The 20,624-nt window shown below is 44.7% G+C and carries 13 protein-coding genes; 10 read left to right on the forward strand and 3 right to left on the reverse strand.

Annotated features, from left to right (window positions below):
• Together L4C39_RS17545 and L4C39_RS17550 are read right to left on the reverse strand one after the other, a co-directional pair.
• A partial coding sequence (locus L4C39_RS17545; protein ID WP_429747176.1) for a VCBS domain-containing protein occupies positions 1 to 2,581 on the reverse strand: 2,581 nt, incomplete at its 3' end.
• A 728-nt stretch (positions 2,582 to 3,309) separates the two neighbouring features.
• Complete coding sequence (locus L4C39_RS17550) at positions 3,310 to 4,317, reverse strand: helix-turn-helix transcriptional regulator (protein ID WP_429747178.1); 1,008 nt, start codon at positions 4,315 to 4,317, stop codon at positions 3,310 to 3,312.
• A 93-nt stretch (positions 4,318 to 4,410) separates the two neighbouring features.
• On the opposite strand from L4C39_RS17550, the gene L4C39_RS17555 reads away from it, so the two are divergent.
• Positions 4,411 to 6,003 (forward strand): DUF4145 domain-containing protein, encoded by a 1,593-nt coding sequence (locus L4C39_RS17555; protein ID WP_429747180.1) that lies wholly within the window; start codon positions 4,411 to 4,413, stop codon positions 6,001 to 6,003.
• Between the two features lie 329 nt (positions 6,004 to 6,332).
• Positions 6,333 to 7,715, forward strand: coding sequence for an MATE family efflux transporter (locus L4C39_RS17560; protein ID WP_429747182.1), 1,383 nt, complete (start codon positions 6,333 to 6,335; stop codon positions 7,713 to 7,715).
• An 88-nt stretch (positions 7,716 to 7,803) separates the two neighbouring features.
• Here the strand turns inward: L4C39_RS17560 and L4C39_RS17565 are convergent, their stop codons facing one another.
• Positions 7,804 to 9,366, reverse strand: coding sequence for an arylsulfatase (locus tag L4C39_RS17565; RefSeq protein ID WP_429747184.1), 1,563 nt, complete (start codon positions 9,364 to 9,366; stop codon positions 7,804 to 7,806).
• A gap of 346 nt (positions 9,367 to 9,712) precedes the next feature.
• Here L4C39_RS17565 and L4C39_RS17570 point away from each other — a divergent pair, with 346 nt between their 5' ends.
• From L4C39_RS17570 to L4C39_RS17605, 8 genes are all read left to right on the forward strand, one after another.
• Positions 9,713 to 11,260: an arylsulfatase gene (locus L4C39_RS17570; RefSeq protein ID WP_429747186.1), complete on the forward strand. Its 1,548-nt coding sequence runs from the start codon at positions 9,713 to 9,715 to the stop codon at positions 11,258 to 11,260.
• A 207-nt stretch (positions 11,261 to 11,467) separates the two neighbouring features.
• A complete protein-coding gene (locus L4C39_RS17575) occupies positions 11,468 to 13,831 on the forward strand; it encodes a multiheme c-type cytochrome (protein WP_429747188.1) in 2,364 nt (787 codons plus the stop codon).
• Between the two features lie 95 nt (positions 13,832 to 13,926).
• Positions 13,927 to 14,910 carry an AAA family ATPase gene (locus L4C39_RS17580; protein ID WP_017094550.1) on the forward strand — a complete coding sequence of 328 codons (984 nt, stop codon included), beginning with the start codon at positions 13,927 to 13,929 and terminating at the stop codon, positions 14,908 to 14,910.
• A 12-nt stretch (positions 14,911 to 14,922) separates the two neighbouring features.
• Entirely contained in the window at positions 14,923 to 15,885 is a 963-nt protein-coding gene (locus tag L4C39_RS17585; protein WP_429747190.1) for a DUF58 domain-containing protein, read from the forward strand.
• Positions 15,886 to 16,446 (forward strand): DUF4381 domain-containing protein, encoded by a 561-nt coding sequence (locus tag L4C39_RS17590; RefSeq protein WP_429747192.1) that lies wholly within the window; start codon positions 15,886 to 15,888, stop codon positions 16,444 to 16,446.
• Complete coding sequence (locus tag L4C39_RS17595; RefSeq protein ID WP_429747194.1) at positions 16,439 to 17,518, forward strand: vWA domain-containing protein; 1,080 nt, start codon at positions 16,439 to 16,441, stop codon at positions 17,516 to 17,518. The genes L4C39_RS17590 and L4C39_RS17595 overlap by 8 nt, the downstream gene beginning before the upstream one ends.
• Complete coding sequence (locus L4C39_RS17600; protein ID WP_429747196.1) at positions 17,511 to 19,235, forward strand: vWA domain-containing protein; 1,725 nt, start codon at positions 17,511 to 17,513, stop codon at positions 19,233 to 19,235. The genes L4C39_RS17595 and L4C39_RS17600 overlap by 8 nt, the downstream gene beginning before the upstream one ends.
• A complete protein-coding gene (locus L4C39_RS17605; protein WP_429747198.1) occupies positions 19,232 to 20,611 on the forward strand; it encodes a BatD family protein in 1,380 nt (459 codons plus the stop codon). Before L4C39_RS17600 ends, L4C39_RS17605 begins: the two co-directional genes overlap by 4 nt.
• The last annotated feature ends 13 nt before the right edge of the window (positions 20,612 to 20,624 follow it).

Below are 20,624 nucleotides of genomic sequence, written 5' to 3' on the forward strand. Positions count from 1 at the left end.
ATATCTCTGGCTGTGTACCGTCGGAGGTGTGCACCATGAAATGCTCGGTCACGGTGTCTGCACTGGTCAGCTTTTGCGAGGTAAGCAGGTAATCCCATGATCCATCGGGTGATAAATTAAAGGTGCCGTATTGCCCCTGAGCACTTTGTTGTGCAACAAAGTGGGTGTGGTCTTGTGCATCCACATCATGGGCAACGAGTTTACCATTGGCCTGTACATATTGGTCTTCAGTGACGGTGCCGGTAGACGTTCCGGTTATCGTCGACTGGTCATCTGCTCCATTAATGGTCACGGTTACTTGTTTTTGTGTGCCGTCTGCTGATGTAACGTTGATGACTTCGGTTGTTTGTTGTCCCGCTGAAAGTGCTTGTACTTTTGGATTGGTATTATCTAGGTCGTAAGTCCAAGAGCCCGATTCAGTTAGATGTAGGGTGCCTAAGTTACCCGCAATATCCGTATTTGAGAAATGCGCTTCGCCTGTGTCGACATCCGTAACGGTCAGAGTTCCCGAGACTTTTAATTGAGATTCTTCAGTCACCGTGCCTGAGTTTGTGCCACCAATAATAGCGGCATCATTAGTGCCATTTACTGTGATAGTCACTTGATGCGGCGTGCCATCAGCAGAATGAACGGTGATGGTATCAGTAGCTGTCGAGCCTTTACCTAATGCTTGAACGGTCGGGTTAGTGTTATCAAGATCGTACGTCCAAGAACCAGTATCGGTCAGATGAAGCGTACCAAACGAGCCTGCAATATCGGTACTTCCTGTGGATGAAGTAGCGAAGTGCGCTTCACCGGTATCCACATCCGTAACAGTCAGTATGCCCGAGGTCTGAAGTTGGGACTCTTCGGTTACCACGCCGGCACTGGTTCCGCTTATCACGGCTTTATCATTGGTGCCGTTAACGGTAATTGCAATTTGATGAGGAGTGCCGTCGGCGGAGTGGATGGTTATGATGTCTGTTGTCGCAGAGCCTTGACCAAGAGCCTGAACTTGTGGATTTTTATTATCTAGATCGTAGGTCCAATCGCCATTGTCTTTAAGGTGTAAAGTACCCAGTGTCCCCTTGAGGTCGGAATTAGAAAAATGCGCCTCTTTCGAGTCGATATCGGTGATGTTGAGTTGGCCTGAAACCGTTAGGTCTTTATCTTCAGTAACTTGGCTTGAGCCATTACTTGTCCCGATAGCGAAAAACGAACTTGGTGAATTTGCTGTACTACTCGTGATTACTGCATGGTCGTTGGTGCCATTGATCGTAACCATAACTTGATGCGCTGTACCATCAGCTGAGTGAACAGTGACGATGTCTGTCGCAGTTGAACCTTGGCCAAGTCTTTGAACTACTGGGTTATTGTTGTCTAAACTGTATGTCCACGCACCGTCTTTGGTGATGCTTAGCGTACCGAAATTGCTAGTTACTTGTGATGCCTGAAAATGATCTTCTCCAAGATCTGAATCTGTTACCGAAAGCTGCCCTTGAACTTGTGTCGTTAAATCTTCAGTTAACGTGCCAGCATCCACACCTGTGATAACGGCGTTGTCGTCGTTCCCACCAATCGTCATATCGATGGTTTGCGGTGTGCCGTCTTTGGTGTGAATAGTGAAGCTTTCGTGCAATGAAGTGGCTGCGGTTAAAGCTTGAACATTAGAGAGCGAGTTATCAACTTGATACTGCCAATGCCCATCTGCGTCGATGGTTAATGAACCATATTTACCTGAGATAACTTCCGGCTTCACCGAACTTTCATTTTGGTCAGGGTCTATGACATCGATTTTGCCGTTCGCATGCAACAAGCCTTGTGAATCAATATTGTGATCTTCTGTTACGACACCTGTTAAGTCTCCAGAAATACTTGGCGTGTCTTGCTTACCTGTTACCGGTATCTGGACAATGATGCTCGAGCCATTAGATAGATGTAACGCAAAATGGTCAGTACCTGGTTGGTGCTGATTTAACAGGATGTATTGAGGAGAATTTGGATTCAATACAAATGTGTATTGACCATTTGCATCAACATGAAGCTCTCCGTACGTACCTTTTATGATTTCTGGTATGAAGGTTACGGGTAAAGCGGGTGCCGTAGGCGCATTTGAATGAGTCGGCTGGCCGTTACTTCCTGAGGAGATAGTCGGAATCGATACCGAAGGAATGTAATGGACTTGCGGGTGAGAAAGCGTCGACAAATGATGAGAAGGAACCAAGTGAAAACTCGAACCATGGGGGGCATGACTTGCATGGTTCGAGTTTACGTCACTTTTACTAGTTTGAGCCTCTTGATGAGTAACCGCTGATGAGTCCGTTTGTGTATGGTCATCGGTGACGTCTTTTTTTGTAACGCTATTTGCGGTTACTTGATCTGCAGCACCGCTGGAATTGTCTATACTCTCGGCAGCAGCGTGTTTAGCCAGTGATGGCAAGATCATCATGAGTGATTGAAAAAGTGGGATATTAACCTTTAGGTGCGAATGTAGTCTGAGCTTCTTTTTTTGTGTCGTTTTCTTTTGTTCTAACTCGTTATTTTTCTTATTTTTGGTTTCTGTATCTTTTTTGTTTGTTTCGACGTTTTTTTTGTTAGCCATTTTTCTCATCCGTGAGTCTTGGTTGCACTCTTTTAAGTAAAATACATAGAACGATGTTTTGCTAGCTAATTTTATAATTTATAAAGAAAAATTCAGGAAATCTGTTAGTGAATCCACATTATGCACATAGTTGGTTACTAAGGCTTGGAAAGTAAACGGTGAACGAAACTGACATACCGATAGAATCAAATGCCACTATTCTCATTGTAACTCTAAAAAATAAGCCTTAACGTAGATGAATAATGTACACAGAACATTCTCTATTCATGTCCATATTGCCACGGTCATTATTTTGCTCGTTGTTATGGTTTCTGGCGTTCAAATTTGGCTAGGAAATAGATGACTAACAGACGCATTTTTTGAAACTAATAAGAATGTTTTTCAAAGGATCGCAGATCAAACGCGCAGCCAAATGACCGTACACTATGGTGCGACTTTTATCGCGATTGGCACCTTCCAAAAGGGAAAAATGGTTCAATCGAAAACGATAGAAAAAGAAATAGTTAGTAGAGCTTTTGCCAACGCCATGAAAATAAGATAATGCTTTTGTTATTCATCGTGAGCACTTCGGTACCAGCCATGGTCATTTTTAACCCAACTCTTTACGTAGGTATGTTTAATTTGCGTGCAATTTTATTACATAACTTCTATGTCACATGTGACATAGAAGTTTATTGTTGTGAGTATTAGCGTAAGTGCTTCCATAGAGTGCTACGAGAGCTTTGTCTCTAGCTATAAAGCTTCAAGCTAGCATGTAACGTTTCAACTATTTTGTTACGCAATGATATTGGGGAGACCACAGCCACGATATTGGCATTTTTCATCAACCACCATTCAAAGGTCAAACTATCCCGCACTTCAGCCTCAATCGTGGTGTATTGTTTATCTTGAGTGAGTATTTTCTGGTTTGGTGACAAACGCGTTTCTTCAATCAGATGTAATCCGCTGAGATTTTCAATCTTCAATATTACTTTCTGCATCTCACCTCCAGAAAAATGACGTGCATTCTGCTCTACATACTCTTTGACGTTGAATTTGTTTAAGGTTTGGATGCTAGTAAAACCAATCTTTAATGTATGTACTCGGTGAAGAGCGTATGTACGGATGCTATCGGTGTCATTCGGCACCATGCCTACTAGGTAAAAACTATTGCCGTGAAGGAAAAGACCAAGAGGGGTTAACACATAGCACTTTGGTTTAGTTGCACCACGCTTCTGGTAGGTAAATTCAATGTCTTTTTTCTCGAGTAATGCTTGTTCAATCTGTTTAAAAAATGCGTTGCCTACCTCAGGTGCTTCCAATGGCAATTCTCTTTGAAAATAACAAAAGCGTTCACTCCATAATTTTGTCTGTTTAGTGTCTTCTTGTTTGAGTGAAGAAAAAATATTGTCCACACCAGAGCGCAATGTCGGTGGCAACATAGACTTAATTTCTTTCTCAATGACTTGCAATGAAACCACAGAAGACATGCCATCTGGCTTGATAGGGTGACGGTGTCCTTGAGCAATGCGATAGCGATACGGTCGTCGTTCATTATCAATCTCAATGCTGTTGTTATCTTCAATCACATTATTAATGCAGCGTTGAACAGTGCGTAGTTGGCTTTTCTCATCCGCATTGGTGCTGAGTAGTTCAGCCGAGAGTAATTTGTCTCGTAACTCTAATGTAGAGATTGAATCTGGATGGCAGGGGATGGACTCCAACACTTTCTGATATCGCTGTATTTGCTTGCTCATTGAATTCTACCGATAAATAAAACTTTAAAGCGACATAAAATGTCGCCAGTGAGATTAGTATAGCGTTCATAGACATGAATTAGGAGCGTTGAAATGCAACTTCAGGCAGACTTTGAGAATAACAACCACGATAATTTTGCTTTTCTGAAAGAGGGCTTGGGGGAGCTATATAAACAAGCCACTTTAGCTGAGCGCTACTATTTCACCGACCCTCAATCGAGCATGGCGAAGGTACGTCTATTTGTTGATCTCACTTGTCATGAATTAGGTAAGCATTTCAAACTTCGCCCTCCCGTTCATGGTGAATTATCTAATAAGATTAAGATGCTGCAAACATCAGGCTGTATTGAAGAATGGGTTATTGACGAGATGAATGCCTTGCGCCATGACGGTAATCGCTCCGTTCATATGACAGAAGTCAATGGTGCCTATGTCGCTGAAATGAAAGTGTCTCGCGCTCGTATGCAGAAGCACATGAACAGCCTTTATGAAATCGCTCAATATGTAGGTGAAACCATTCTTGGTATCGAAAACCTGTGCACTAACACGTGGCAGGAGCCTGCCTCATGTGAACTGTCATTATTCGTGACTGATGCCCTGAAAGGTTCTAAAGACGCGACTTATTACCTTGCGAACAAGTTTTACAACGAGTTGCTTGAAATGAGTGAACAAACGGGTAAATCTCGTTGGTGGGAGAAGGAACAATACCTAGATAAGCAGGCAGACCTGAGTTATTGGCTTGAGAAAACTCACCGTCAAGGGCACCCTCAAAGTTGGTTGTTATATGCTAAATGCTACTCAAACAAGCTACTGCAAGAGAGCGTTGCTCGTGATGCGAAACTGTGCTTTAAGCAGGCATTAACAATAGATGAGGAAGGTGATGCTGCCTTTGAATTTGGTTCTCATCTTCTCCGTTGTGGAGAACACAAACTTGGTGGAAGTTATATTCGCCAAGCGGCGGAGAAGGGCAACCATGATGCGCTTTTATTCCAACTTAATATCGCTTATAAAGCAGGCTCGGATACCGAGCATTGGTTACAGTGTGCTATTGAGCATCGTTTGCCTGAAGCGTTCACAGTCGATGCTTATAACAAACTTGAAAAGCATGAAACTGAGCAAACCGATGAGTCACTAAAAGCACTGCGTTCAGCCTTGGTGTCGGGGCAGGCTCGCCGAGCGCCTGGTATTGCTTTCTTTAAATCTTATGTTGATGCCACTGTGTATGAAACCGAGCAAATTAAACAAACTGTGGCGACGATGGTCGATAGCTATAAATGTTTACCTGAATACTTAGCGGTAGAGTTTCGCTTATTTAAGCAGATTGCAGATGATGCAGAGCACTATGACTTAATGATTGATATTTATCACGAGGCTTTAAAACAATCGAGCAATGAATTGGAAGAAGCGGATATTAAATATTCTATCGTCACACAAGCCCTTACGAAGGCGGCAACGAAATTTAAAATGCGTGATGGTGTTAAAACGCCAAAACCTATCCCTGCATTACTTCAAGAAGCAGCAGATGCAGGCCATCCTGAAGCCCGAACTTTTGTAAACAGTGCCGAAGGTAAGGCAGTACTTAAGAAAGAGGGCTTTACAAGCCAAGGCAAGATGCAGAAAAACGCAGCTGAAAAGAAGAAGAGCAAGCAGAAACGTAAGTTGGTTAAGAAAGCGAAGCGTAAGTGATTTCGCTTTCAGTGAAGCAGATAAGTTGACAATACCTTTCCTTCCTCCCTTTTTTTACTAAGATGCCTCTCATCACTGAATCGATGAGAGGCCTTTTGTACTTTTAGTCTTTAACCAAAGTTAAGTTTTAATGATTCTCCATACTTAACTCAGCGTCCAAAACTATTGGTACGGATCAGTACTCTCGTTAGCTGTCCTCCTTAACAATTCCAATGCTTGACCCTACTGAGTATTCTGTTTATATTATCGCCGCCCAACGGGCACATCCTAAAATACACATTCGCTATCCTGCCATCATTCGTGTATTTATATTGGTGTTTAATACTTCCATGCAAACTAAACTTCCCTCATTTACTCGAGAATCGGGTGCTTTAATGCATCTCTCGATCCCTATCATTTTTACTCAAATTGCAACCCAAGCTATGGGGTTTGTTGATACAACCATGGCAGGTCAAGTTAGCCCTGCCGATCTTGCGGCCATTGCTCTAGGTACAAGTCTTTGGCTTCCAGTATTGCTGTTGCTTCGCGGTATTATCATGGCTTTAACACCCGTCGTGGCATATCATCGTGGTTCACGAAATTTTGAACGTGCCTCTGTAGAATTTTTCCAAATGATATGGTTGGCATTATTGGCGAGCGTGCTATTGATCGCCTACTTGAGCAATGCAAAGCCAATTTTGGAATGGATTGGTGTCGCCTCAGAAATTACCCCAATTGCGAGCGATTATACATTTGCGCTGGCGTTTGGTGTGCCGGGTATTGCGCTGTTTTACACATTAAATGGCTTTTGTGAAGGTATGAACAACACCAAAGCACCGATGATCATTTCCGTTATTGGTTTACTTGTGAATATCCCAGTGAACTACATTCTTATTTACGGTAAATTTGGATTTCCTGAAATGGGAGCGGTTGGCTGTGGTTGGGCGACAAGCTTAGTTTATTGGGTCATGTCTATAATCTTGTATTCCTATATCAAAAGTCACCACCACTATAAAACCATTATTCGTTTTTCAGATGCAAAGCCAAAAGCAAAAGAGATGTTGCACCTGTTGAAGTTGGGTTTCCCCATCGGCATGAATATCGCGGTGTGCGGCAGCATTTTTGCAGTCATCGCGCTGATGATCGCTCGTATCGGTGCTGAAAACGTCGCAGCAGCGCAAATCGCGTTAAACATTTCGAGCATGACTTACGTGATCCCAATGAGCATCTCATTTGGCATTACTATTCGAGTTGGTCATGCATTAGGTGAGAAAGATGAGTTGGGCGCTATCGTGCGAAGCAAAATTGGGATTATTGTGGCAGGCTTAGTGTCTCTCATTTCTGTCGTGATTTTTCTACTGTTCCCTGAATGGATCATTCGTCTTTACACCGCAGATCCAGAGATCAGCGCCAAAGCCGCAACATTGATCGTCTTTACTGCAATGTATCAATTCAGCGATGCGATACAAACCTCTGCAAATGGTGCACTGCGTGGCTATAAAGATACTAAGATTCCGATGCTTCTTGCCATTGTATCTTACTGGGGGTTAGCTCTACCACTTGGTGTTATATTAGGGTTAACGGATTACATTATTCCTGCGATGGGTGAAGCGGGTTTTTGGGTTGGGATCCTTACAGGATTAACCATCGCAGCCATTCTTATGTTATTTAGGCTGCAACATGTAATTAAGAGTCGCGATACACAGGTAACAAGTACCGCACCCGCAAACTAATTAATACGTAATGACATTCCCCTCACACCTTTAGATGTAGGGGAATGCATAAATATTAAAATGGAACAAGCTTATGGTTTAGATAGGCTTACTTAACTTGCGCTGCAGCTGCTTCTAGTTGCTTAAGCTTGCCTTGAAGATTGTAAGTGTTTTGGTTGAAGTTACCAGGGTTCAATACTTGGCTGCTCTGCATTGGGTAGTCAGGTAGCGTGTTCATGAACTCTTGTACTTTGCCGCCTACTGGTACGAATAGCCACATGTTGTCTGCCATCCAACGTAGGTACATGCCAGATTCGTGAGGTGCTTTTTCGAATGGGTCAGCACGTAGGTGAACAACTTGAGGCCAGTTCGGTTGGAAACGAACAGCATCAACAATGTTACCTTCCATTACAGCGAATGAAATCTTGAAGTCATTCCAACGTACAGCGTTTAACTCAGCGTTTGCAGAGAAGTAAAGCATGCTATCACGAGGGCCTTTCTCTTCTTTACCTTCGAAATAAGGTAGGAAGTTGTAACCATCTAAGTGTACACGCCAGTTCTTACCGTTGTAAGTTGCACCTTTATCTGAAGCCAGTTTCTCAACAACTTTATCATCACCAGCAGCAGCTAGTAGTGTTGGGATCCAGTCTTGGTGACCCATAATGTCGTTGATCTTAGTTCCCGGCTTAATAGTACCAGGCCAGCGAACTAGCTGAGGAACACGCATACCACCTTCGTAAGTTGTACCTTTCTCACCGTGGAAGTAAGTTGCGCCACCATCAGGCCAAGATACTGTTTCTGCACCGTTATCGGTAGAGTAGATTACGATTGTGTTGTCTGCGATTTTCAACTCATCAAGCTTGTCTAGAAGGATACCTACCTGGTCATCGTGCTCCAGCATGCCATCTGCGTAGATGCTGATACCTGATTTGCCTTGGTACTTCTCTTGCAAACGAGTCCACACGTGCATACGAGTAGTGTTGTGCCAGATGAAGAAAGGTTTGTCCTCTTTTACTGCTTTTTCCATGAATGCTAGAGATTCTTCTAGGAACTCTTCATCCGCATGTTCCATACGCTTACGCGTCATAGGTCCTGTATCTTCAATCTTACCGTCAGCAGTAGACTTGATTACACCACGAGGACCAAAGTTCTTATGGAATTCAGGATCTTTAGGGTAGTAGTAAGTCTCCGGCTCTTCTTCTGCGTTCAAGTGGTATAGGTTACCGAAGAACTGGTCAAAACCGTGGTTCGTTGGAAGGTGTTTGTCTTGGTCACCCATGTGGTTTTTACCGAACTGAGCTGTCATGTAGCCCTGTTCTTTTAAAAGGTCAGCAATCGTTGGAGCCCAGTCAGGGATACCGTGGTCTGAACCTGGCATACCGATCGTTAGCAGACCAGTACGGAAAGGTTCTTGACCTGTTAGGAATGCAGCACGACCAGCTGTACACGACTGTTGGCCATAGTGGTCAGTAAATAGTGCGCCTTCATTAGCAATACGGTCGATGTTAGGTGTTTCGTAACCCATCATACCGTTGTTGTATGCACTGATGTTGAATACACCAATGTCATCACCCCAGATAGCAAGAATGTTTGGCTTTTCTGCTGCTGTCGCCGCTGAAGAAGCTGCTAATAAGCCAACACCTAATGCTAGTTTATTAATTTTAGTACCCATAAAGGACTCCAATTTGCTTTTAAGATTAATGTGTTAAAACAACACATCGATGAGCAAACATTAATCTCAAAAACCGGTTGTGTCTTTTTATAGTGGTTATAACTAATTGTTATGGAGGTTGGTTAAGTTGTTGATTGTATTTCGTTATATCTATTTCTTGGAAGTGCCTATTAACTGTTATGTGTGATCCGAATCATGTTTGTATACGTAATCTCTATCGTCCACGGCGCATCTTGTTGAAAATAAAAATGACAAAAAGATTAATAGGTTAGCGAATGTCGCGATAGTTTAAAAAATGAACTATACGTTGTAGTGCAGGATGCAAATAACTAACGAAGAGGTTTCTATGACAGTGAAATATGGCGTCAAACGACGATTAGCGATTTTGGGTACTGCGATGATGGCGGCTTCCACCGCCACATTCGCAGCAGAAAAACCGAATATTCTCGTCATTTGGGGGGATGACATTGGTCAATCTAATGTCAGTGCATACACCTTTGGCTTAATGGGGTATCAAACTCCGAATATTGATAGCATCGCCAAAGAAGGCATGATGTTTACCGATTATTACGCTGAGCAGTCTTGTACCGCAGGCCGCTCTACGTTCATCACGGGCCAAAGTGTACTGAGAACAGGTTTGAGTAAAGTTGGCTTACCGGGGGCAGATATTGGTCTTCAAGCAGAAGATGCAACGATTGCTGAAATGCTTAAACCAATGGGGTATATGACTGGTCAATTTGGTAAAAACCACCTTGGCGATAAAGATGAATTCCTTCCAACAGCGCACGGGTTTGACGAATTTTTTGGCAACCTTTATCACCTGAATGCTGAGGAAGAACCAGAAAATGAAGATTACCCAACCGACCCAGAGTTTCGTAAGAAATTTGGCCCGCGTGGTGTAATCAAATCATTTGCTGATGGCAAGATTGAAGATACTGGCCCACTAACGCGTAAGCGTATGGAAACTGTTGATGAAGAAACACTCGATGCGGCACTCGATTTCATGGATCGAGCAGTGAAAGCCGACAAGCCATTTTTTGTTTGGTGGAACGCAACACGTATGCACTTTAGAACGCACGTGAAAGCCGATAGCAAAGGTGTGACAGGCGTGGGTAACTATGCTGATGGTATGGTTGAGCACGATCGACACGTTGGCCAATTGTTGAAACAAGTGGATGAGCTGGGTATCAAAGACAACACCATCGTTTTCTACTCAACGGATAACGGCCCTCATATGAACTCTTGGCCTGATGCGGGTACAACACCGTTCCGTGGTGAGAAAAACACCAACTGGGAAGGCGCATACCGTGTACCAGCAATGGTTCGTTGGCCTGGTAAAATTGCCCCGGGAACTGTATCTAACGAAATTATGCACCATATGGACTGGATGCCAACCTTCGTTGCGGCTGCTGGTGATGATCAAATTAAAGAGAAACTGCTGAAAGGTCATACTGCCGGAGATAAAACATTTAAGGTTCATCTAGATGGTTATAACTTCCTTCCTTACCTCACTGGTGGAGAAGAGAAAGGCCGTCGTGCTGAAATTTTTTATTTTACCGATGATGGTGATTTAGCAGCGCTTCGCTACAACCAATGGAAAGCGGTGTTCATGGAACAGCGTGCAACAGGCACCATGCAAATTTGGGCTGAACCGTTCGTTACGTTACGTCTTCCTAAGCTGTTTAACCTGCGTATGGACCCATATGAAAATGCTGATATCACATCGAACACATACTACGACTGGTTGTTAGACCATGCTTATATGTTCGTTCCTGCACAAGCGTATGTAGGCAAATTCTTAGAAACATTTGCCGAATACCCACCACGCCAAAAAGCAGCAAGCTTTAGTTTGGAACAGGTTATGGAGAAACTTCAGGAGAACCATAACAAGTAAGCTTTGGTTTATTGAAACTGATAGATTGATGAAACTGATAACACCAAAGAGCTCCTAGGAGCTCTTTTTTATGCGCATATCGATGAGTTAATGCCAGTCGTGAATATGAATCACAACTATCGAGCTAGCTGCCACTGAATAATTGTAAATTCGTCGTTTTTACGTCTACCTTATTAAGCATAAGGATGTATAAACACAAGGAATGTTATGTCTGCATGGTTGTGCTCGCAAGTGAACGGATTGAAACACCAGCGAGTTGCAGTATTATCCGCAATGTTGGCTTTACTTATGCTGTCGATATTCAGTTTCAAGGGCTATGCTGATGAACAAGCGTCGCCAGCGACATATGTCGGATCTGAAGCTTGTATTGACTGTCACAGCGAAGAAGTCGAAGCGTGGCAAGGCTCTCATCATGATATGGCGATGAAACACGCGACTGATGAGTCCGTTTTGGGTGATTTCAACGATCAAACCGTGACTCATAAAGGAAAGCCCAACCGTTTTTTTCGCAAGGGAGGAGAGTTTTGGGTCAACATCGAAGGGCCGGATGGCCAATTAAAAGATTACAAAATCAGCTATACCTTCGCCTTTGAACCTCTGCAACAGTACATGGTTGAGTTTGAAGACGGACGCGTACAGTTGATTCCTTTCGCTTGGGATTCTCGCACCGAGGACGAAGGCGGCCAACGCTGGTTTCACCTATATCCTGATACCACCAACACCGATGAATTCTACTGGACCAACAGCGGTCAAAACTGGAACTTCATGTGTGCAGATTGCCATTCAACGAACCTAGAAAAAAACTACGACAGCGCAAGCAATACTTACAACACTACTTGGTCTGAGATTAATGTTGGTTGTGAGGCGTGTCATGGCCCTGCAAGTGCGCACGTTGAAGAAGCCCAGCTAGCAAACAACAAGTTAGCTGAAACGAAGTCAGCAAAAGCAAATGGTGGGAAGGATGCCCAAGTCTCGGCACATTATGGTTTCGATCGCGACTTGTCGAAGTCGGTGAAAGAGTGGGTCTATCAAGAGGGCAACTCAACCTTTCAACCAAAAGACATCATTCATACCAATCAAGTTCAAACCTGTGCTCAATGCCACAGTCGTCGAACTCAGTTGAATGAAACGGGTGGCCACGTTAACGGTTCATTCTTTGATAAATATCGTCTGAGTCTGATCACCTCTGAGCTTTACCACAACGATGGCCAGATTTACGACGAAGATTACGTTTACGGATCTTTCTTGCAATCAGTGATGGCAGAGAAAGGCGTCACTTGTACTAACTGTCACGATCCCCATACTGCAGAACTGAAAATTGCCGAAGAAGCTGTGTGCAGCCAATGTCACATTGCCTCTGAATACACGCCTGAAAAGCACACGTTCCATGAAGCGAATACCGAAGCTTCACAATGTACCACTTGTCACATGCCTGAAACGACGTACATGGAAGTTGACCCAAGGCGTGACCACAGTTGGCATATCCCGCGTCCTGATATTAGCCAACACATTAAAACGCCGAATGTGTGTACTAGCTGTCATGAAGATCAAACCGACCAGTGGGCAGATAAACAAATTGGCGAATGGTTCCCAGATTCTAAGTATCGTAACCAACAACATTTTGCCGTTGCCTTTTATGCGGACTCAATAGGGCACAGAGGAGCAGAAGATGCATTGGCGTATTCAGCTCAGGATTCAAGCTTAAGCAATATCATTCGTGCTTCGAGCTTAGAACGTTTAGGTGGCAACACGGGTAAGAATACGCTTATCTCATTGGCGAGAGCTGTGAAACACGACGATGAGATGATTCGGTTAGGCGTCGTGCAAGGTTCGTCTGGTTTTCCGTTTACTGATCGTTGGCAGATTCTAGAGCCATTATTGAAAGACTCTGTATTGTCGATTCGTTCAGAAACTGCAGGCGCGCTTGTGCGTTATTGGGGAGAGATGAACCCTCTGCAGAAAGATCAAATCAAGCCTGCATTGGAAGAATACATTGAGATACAGCAATTCAATGCCGATAGAGGGTTTGGCCGCACTAACTTAGGTAACGTTTATCGAGATTTAGGTCAGCACGACAAAGCGATTGAGTTTTATCTAGGCGCTATTGAGATTGAGCCTTATTTCGAGAACAGTTATGCCAACCTTGCGGACTTGTATCGTGCAATGGGCGACGAGCCAAAAGCATTAGCGACACTGAAACAAGGCATTCAAGCTCAACCTAAATCGAGTGTGTTGCCATACAGCGCAGGGTTATCCATGCTGCGAGTGAAAGATTACAAACAAGCAACCGACTACCTAAAACAAGCCGCTGAAACGGCGCAAACTGACCCACAATATTGGTATGTGTACGGCTTAGCTTTAGAGAAGTCGGATGTACTTGCGTCAAGTAAGTCATTGCACAAGGCTTACCAATTCAGCCGCAATCCACAACACCTGTATGCACAGTGTGAAATCTTAGCGCGGAATTACCAACAACCCGGTGTACCTAAAGCGTTTGAACAATGTGTTTCATCATTGGGCAAAGTAGCGCCACCGGAGGCAATTAACCAATTGAAAGCTATGCTGAAATAAAGCATCAGAATTGACGTGGCTATGGTGCTTATAACTAATAGTTATGGGGCTTGTGAGTAGGATGTACGCAGCCAGATTGAATTAAGGGAAGACCTATGAACCATGCGCAACAAGCAATAAACCAACTGATTGAACAGACAGAGAAAAGTGTTATCGGTCAGAGCCACGTCGTTCGGGCTCTGGTAATCGGATTATTGACCAATGGCCATGTGCTTCTAGAAGGGCTTCCCGGTACAGCGAAAACACGCTCGGTCAAGTCACTAGCGAATTTATTGAACACAAGCTTTGGGCGAATTCAGTTCACGCCTGACTTATTGCCATCAGATGTGACGGGTACTGAGGTGTATCAAGAACTGGATGGCAAGCCGCAACTGCATTTCCAACCGGGTCCTATTTTCAATAGCATTGTTCTGGCCGATGAAGTGAACCGTGCCCCTGCGAAGGTGCAAGCGGCATTACTTGAAGCGATGGCAGAAGGAACGATAACCGTGGGCGGTCAAACTCACATCCTTCCCGACTTGTTCATGGTGCTAGCGACTCAAAACCCTGTTGAGCAAGAAGGTACGTATCCGCTACCTGAGGCGCAAATGGACCGTTTCATCATGAAAGTAACGGTCGACTACCCAGAAGACGAAGCAGAGCGTGACATCATTCGATTGGTGCGCAGTGAAGAGCTAGGTAGTGAAACAAGTTCAGAATTAGTCACACCACAGCATATTGAACCTGAATTGGTACTTGAAGCTCGTCGCCAACTTCCTGATATTGCTGTTTCTGATTTAGTCGAAAACTACATTGTGGCCTTGGTGATGGCGACTCGTAAGCCAGAGCGTTACCCTGAATCAAACTTGTCTAAATGGATTGAGATTGGTTCAAGCCCACGAGCGTCAATCTCATTGGATAAATGTGCTCGCGCTTATGCTTGGCTACAAGGGCGTGACCACGTCACGTTAGATGATGTGCGTGCAATGCTACCCACCGTATTAGGTCATCGATTCTCATTGTCTTATGACGCATTAGCCGATGGCGTTGATCATCAAAGAGTGGTTGAAGAACTGCTTGATAATGTTGAGATCGGATAACTAGGGGGCGTCATGGCGAAGCCAACACAAGCTCCCAAACCACAAGGCCTTGATCCACGATTATATTGTGATTACTCAAGGTTAGTGCGAATACAGGCTCAAGCTGAGTCGTTTTCTCTATTGCCTCACCTAAAGGCGGGCAGTGTACTGTCGGGTCGACATAATTCTCTGTTCCGTGGCCGTGGTTTGAACTTCGAAGAATTACGTCATTACCAATTGGGTGATGATATCCGTAATCTTGATTGGAAAGTTACGATGCGAACGGGGAAGCCTCATGTTCGCAGCTATACCGAAGAGAAAGACCGTAATGTGATGATCTGTGTCGATCAGCGCAGTTCGATGTTCTTTGCCTCTCAAAACACCATGAAATCCGTTGTGGCGGCGGAAGTCGCGGCATTGTGTGGATGGCGAGTGCTTAAAGATGGTGACCGTGTCGGCTTTGTTTTAGCCTCACACCAAAAGCTCTTTCATACCAAAGCGCAGCGTTCTCAATCTGATTTATTAGCTCAGTTAAAGCATCTTACCAAGGCTAATCAAAGCTTAGACGTGAGTGTGAGTGACAGCGAGGGTGTTGGGTTTAATCAGTGGATTGAACTGATAAAACGAATGAGACTCAAGCAGTCGACCTTAATTTTTATTAGCGATTGGCGTGACTGCCAAGAGCAACATCTTGACCGTCTCAAGCAACTGCAACAACACAATGACATCCTAGCCATTATGGTGACCGACCCCTTAGAACAATCACTGCCTCAAGATCTTGCAAACGCAAACTGGGTGGTGGGTGATGGTCGCTTTCAGCTCAATCTTGATAGCCAATCTAAGGTCGACCTTGCGAGCGAGAGCCTTGCTCAAAAAGCGGCACTCCAAAAACAATCTCTTGCTAAATTGATGGCGATGAAAAACCTCCCTTATATCGAATTAGACACGTCTGGTCATCATATTTCACAGCTTCAAAAACTAGTAGGAGGGCGCTAAATGACTGCTGAACATACGCCTCCTAGTACTTATATCCTTCGCGAACTGCATGATGTCACGATTCCCGACAGCGTGAGCTGGGTTCCCCAAACGATCGGTTGGAAGATCCTCGGCGTTGCCTTGTTATTGGCCGCGTTCTATCTGGCTTATCGCTTGGCGCTAAAGTGGTGGAATAATCGTTATCGCAAAGAAGCGCTCAAAGAGCTTATGGTATTAGATGCGCGAGACAAAAATTCAACCGAGCGAACCTTCAAGATACTCAAAGTAGTACTTCGTTACCTAGACAGCAGCAATGCAAAGTTGTTTGGCCAATCTTATGTAAACCACTTGAATGCTTATTTGCCTGTTAGTGCTGGCACGAATGCAAACAGCAATGCTTTCTTTACCGATGAAGTCTCGGGGCTATGGATGCAGAGCCTAATTGACCCCAAGGTACGTTTAACCTTTGAACAGCGTTTAGAGGTGATTCAAACCGCGATGATGTGGCTAAAACTTCATAAACCCGATGTACAAACAAAACTAGAGGTACAAGCGAAACCAGAGGGGCAAGATAATGTTTGATAGTTTATCTGCCAGTTTTGAATTCGCGCACCCACTGTGGTTTATCGCACTACCTTTGCCTTTACTCGTGTACTTCGTTGTGCCTGCTTATCGCACCAAACAAATGGCGATCAAGGTGCCATTTTTCAGTGAGCTGGTTGAAGCGATTGGTGAGGCACCATCAGAAGGTGCAAGCCAATTAACACCGAGCTGGTGGCAACGTACCACGCTGATTATCACTTGGGTGCTCGTGGTTTGCGCGTTAGCTAAACCAACTATCTTAGGTGAGCCACAAGTTCGCGAACAATTAGGTCGCGATGTGATGGTTGTTGTTGATTTGTCTGGCTCAATGGCTGAACAAGATTTTACTTCTCAACAAGGGGATAAAATCTCTCGTTTAGATGCAACCAAAGAGGTGTTAGCTGATTTTGCAAAAACTCGAAAAGGTGACCGACTCGGTTTGATCCTGTTTGGTGACGCTGCGTTTGTGCAGACGCCATTTACAGCCGACCAAGAGGTGTGGCTTGAGCTACTCAATCAAACCGATGTGGCGATGGCAGGGCAAAGTACGCACTTAGGCGATGCCATTGGCCTTGCGATCAAGGTGTTTGAACAGAGTGAGAAGCAGAGTGCGAAAGTTCAAGATTCAAGTATTGATGCGAACGAGAAAGAGAAAGTAGTGATTGTGCTGACCGATGGTAATGACACTGGCAGCTTTGTTGAACCTATCGATGCGGCCAAAGTGGCTAAGGCGAAAGGCGTTCGTATTCACGTTATCGCCATGGGGGATCCGCAAACCGTGGGTGAGGTGGCCTTGGATATGGAAACCATCAAGCGGGTGGCGCAAGAGTCTGGTGGTGAAGCTTTTGAAGCTCTCAACCGCGATGAACTGACTAAAGCCTACGCTCAAATCGGTGAGCTAGAGCCTCAGCTGTATGAGAGTACGACTTATCGTCCTAAACAGGGGTTACACCATTACTTGATGGCGATTGTCGTTGTGATGTATTTGACTGCGTTTAGCTTGGCGACAATCCGTAGAAGATCGCTTTTGGTTTCTTCAAAGAAAAATTTGAAAGGAGAGAACAATGCCTGATTCTCTCATGTTGCAACAGTTCTTTACCCAGTTTCACTTTATTCGACCATTGTGGTTGTTGGCCTTTATTCCGATGTTCTTCCTGTTATGGGTTCGTTGGAGAGAAGAGACTAAGCCAACATGGAAAGACATTCTGCCTGCACATTTACGCGATGCATTGACCATTGGGGAAACTGGTTGGCGCAAGCAATTACCACTGAAGTTACTGATGGTTATAGTGACCATCGCCATCATTATCTGTTCGGGACCGACATGGCAACGTGAAGCTTCGCCTTTTGGTGAAGACAAAGCGTCGATGTTAGTGGTGCTTGATAATAGTGAGTCGATGCTGGCTAAAGATTTACCACCGAGTCGCTTAGAACGCTCTAAACAGAAAATTAGAGACTTACTCGCAGCGCGCAAAGGCGGTAACACGGGTTTGGTTGTGTATGCGGGCAGTGCACACGTTGCTATGCCTGTGACTCAAGACAGCAAGGTATTCGAACCGTTTCTGGCGGCTATCACCCCTGACATTATGCCGGTATCAGGTAAGTCTGCGGAGGAGGCATTGCCACTCATCAATCAACAATTGTCTGGTGAGCTAGGTTCGTCAGTGTTGTTGGTATCAGACGGTGTTAACCCAAGTACCATCAGAGCGTTCGAAAGCTTCTTTAACGACAATCCGTATCAGTTGCTCATTCTAGCTGCAGGAAATAGCAATGTGGTGAGCGATAATCCAGTCGATCTCGATTCATTGCGTAGCCTAGCGAGCAAGACGGGTGGACGACTGATCGAAGTGACCGTCGATAATTCCGATATCCAACAACTGAATAAAGCGGTTGAAAGAAACATGCAACTGAACGGTGAATCTTCAATGCCTTGGAAAGACATGGGATACGGCCTACTTATCCCAATGGCGATCATCATGTTGTTGTGGTTTAGAAAAGGGTGGTTGGTTCAATGGTGTGTGGTTGGCGTTTTGATTACAAGCAGCGTGTATTCTCCGAACACTTTGGCGAAAACGGTCAGTTTAACTGCTGACAAGCCAGTGGTTGAAGAGTCCGTGACTGTTTGGGATAAAACAGCTCAATGGTGGTGGGATTTATGGCTGACGCCTGATCAACAAGGGCAACGTTTATTGAATCAAAAGGAATACCTTGAAGCCGCCAAACATTTTAAGGATCCAATGCGAAAGGGCGCGGCTTATTACTATGCTCGTGATTTTAAGTTAGCTCATAGCGCCTTTTTACAAACCAAGACCGATTATGGTTCGTATAACGCCGCCAGTGCTTTAGCTCGACAGCGAGAGTACCTTGCTGCTCGCGATCTACTGAAATCACTGAGTGAGAAGCCCGATCTGTCTCCAGAATTAAAAGCCGATATAGCAAATAACTTAGCAGTTCTGAGTGGCATTGTCGAAGAGGTTAATCGGACCAGTGAAAGTCAATCAGGAACCACCGATGGCCCTGAAGAGTCTTTCGAACTACAAGACGATCAGCCGCGCACAGGCGATGGTGCGGAAGAAGAAACGGTCGCAGAATTAATGCGAAAGGAAACACTTAACGCCAATGAGATTTTGGGTAGCCAAGAGCTTGCCGACAAGTGGTTGAAGCGCGTAGAAGCTGATCCTAAGTTTTTCTTGAAGTCGAAATTTCAGATTCAGTTAAGAGATCCTGCGCCTTCGCTCGAACAGACATCGCAACAGGAACAGTCGCCAAAACAGGAGCAAACACAATGAGTCGAACTGATTTAGCTCTTGAAGCGGTTCAAGTAAAGGTAGGGCGCTCAGAGTCCGTTAAACTAACCAAGACCTTGTTTGTGTCGCTAGTTCTGCTGTTTAGCACTGCTTTTTCTACACTTGCTTCTGCGGCTGATATTTATGACCTGCAGAGGAGTGGCGATGTCGAAGTGATCGCTTGGGTTGGAGAAAAACCAAAGTCAGGCGATAAAATGACACCAGCCAAAGTCAGCGTTAATGAACAAGTGATTCTCACTATTGAGGTGGCGAGTCCTCGTTGGTTAACGGGTGGGACGCGAATTGGCAGCATCGAAATCCCTAATGTGATTGCTAAGCAGCGTAACCAACTGGCAACGAACTACACTGAACGAGTGGGCGGCACGACATGGTCACGTCAACGTTGGGAAGTGACGCTTTATCCGATGACTTCGGGCAAATTTGTAATTCCGACGGTACCTGTTCGTGTTCAAGTGTCCGCTCCTGATGGATCAAACGTTGGCGGCACGCTTTACACGCAGCCGATTAAGTTTGAAGCCTCACTGCCTTCTGGTTTATTAAGCGATGAGTCGCCTTGGTTTTCTGCGACAGACGTGGATGTTGAGCAGCAATGGCAGCGTTCAAGCGAAGACTTAAAAGTGGGTGATGCGGTTACACGAACAGTGAAGATCAAAGCGAAAGACAGCTTGTCTGTGTTACTGCCTAATGTGTTGACCAATGAATCGACTCAGCAATATCAAGCTTACCCTCAGCCTAATCGTTTGGATGACACACAAGAACGTGGTGACTACCGTTCGAGTCGCGTTGAAGAGACGGTTTATGTGATTCAGCAAGGTGGCGAATTCACCTTGCCGGAGTTTACGTTCCAATGGTGGGACAGCAAAAATCAGCGTCTTGAAAGTGTGGTGATAAAAGGCGAAGTGTTTGAAGCAAAACACACACTCCAATCCTTTATCAAAGCTTACATGTCTGCCTTTATCAGCGTTGCACTGGCACTGGTGCTATGTATTACATTCGTTGTTTCCTTGAAGCGTTATTATAAAAACCGACCGACACCAAGATGGCTGGTATTACGTCGTTTGCTTAAGCAAGGTAATTGGTCAGCATTGAGAACCTTTATCTATCGTGAGTTGCGAACTCAGACGACTCAGCTAGAACTGGGTAAAGCGCAACTTGGTAAATTGAATGGAGAGAAACGTTGGATAGAAGACAGTAAATCCCTCCAGCAAGGGCGTGAAGATAAAAGCGTATTTACTCGTTTGTGGAGAGGGTTACGTAACTTACCGAGTGACAAATCAAACTCAAGCAATTATCGTTCAATTTTTGACCGCTTGAAAATGCCTAAAGCCCTGCCAGACTTAAAAGATAGAACTAAGTAGCAAACTTAAGTCA

It is taken from the genome of Vibrio clamense (assembly GCF_050337905.1).
In the GTDB taxonomy this organism is placed as follows: Bacteria; Pseudomonadota; Gammaproteobacteria; order Enterobacterales; family Vibrionaceae; genus Vibrio; species Vibrio cortegadensis.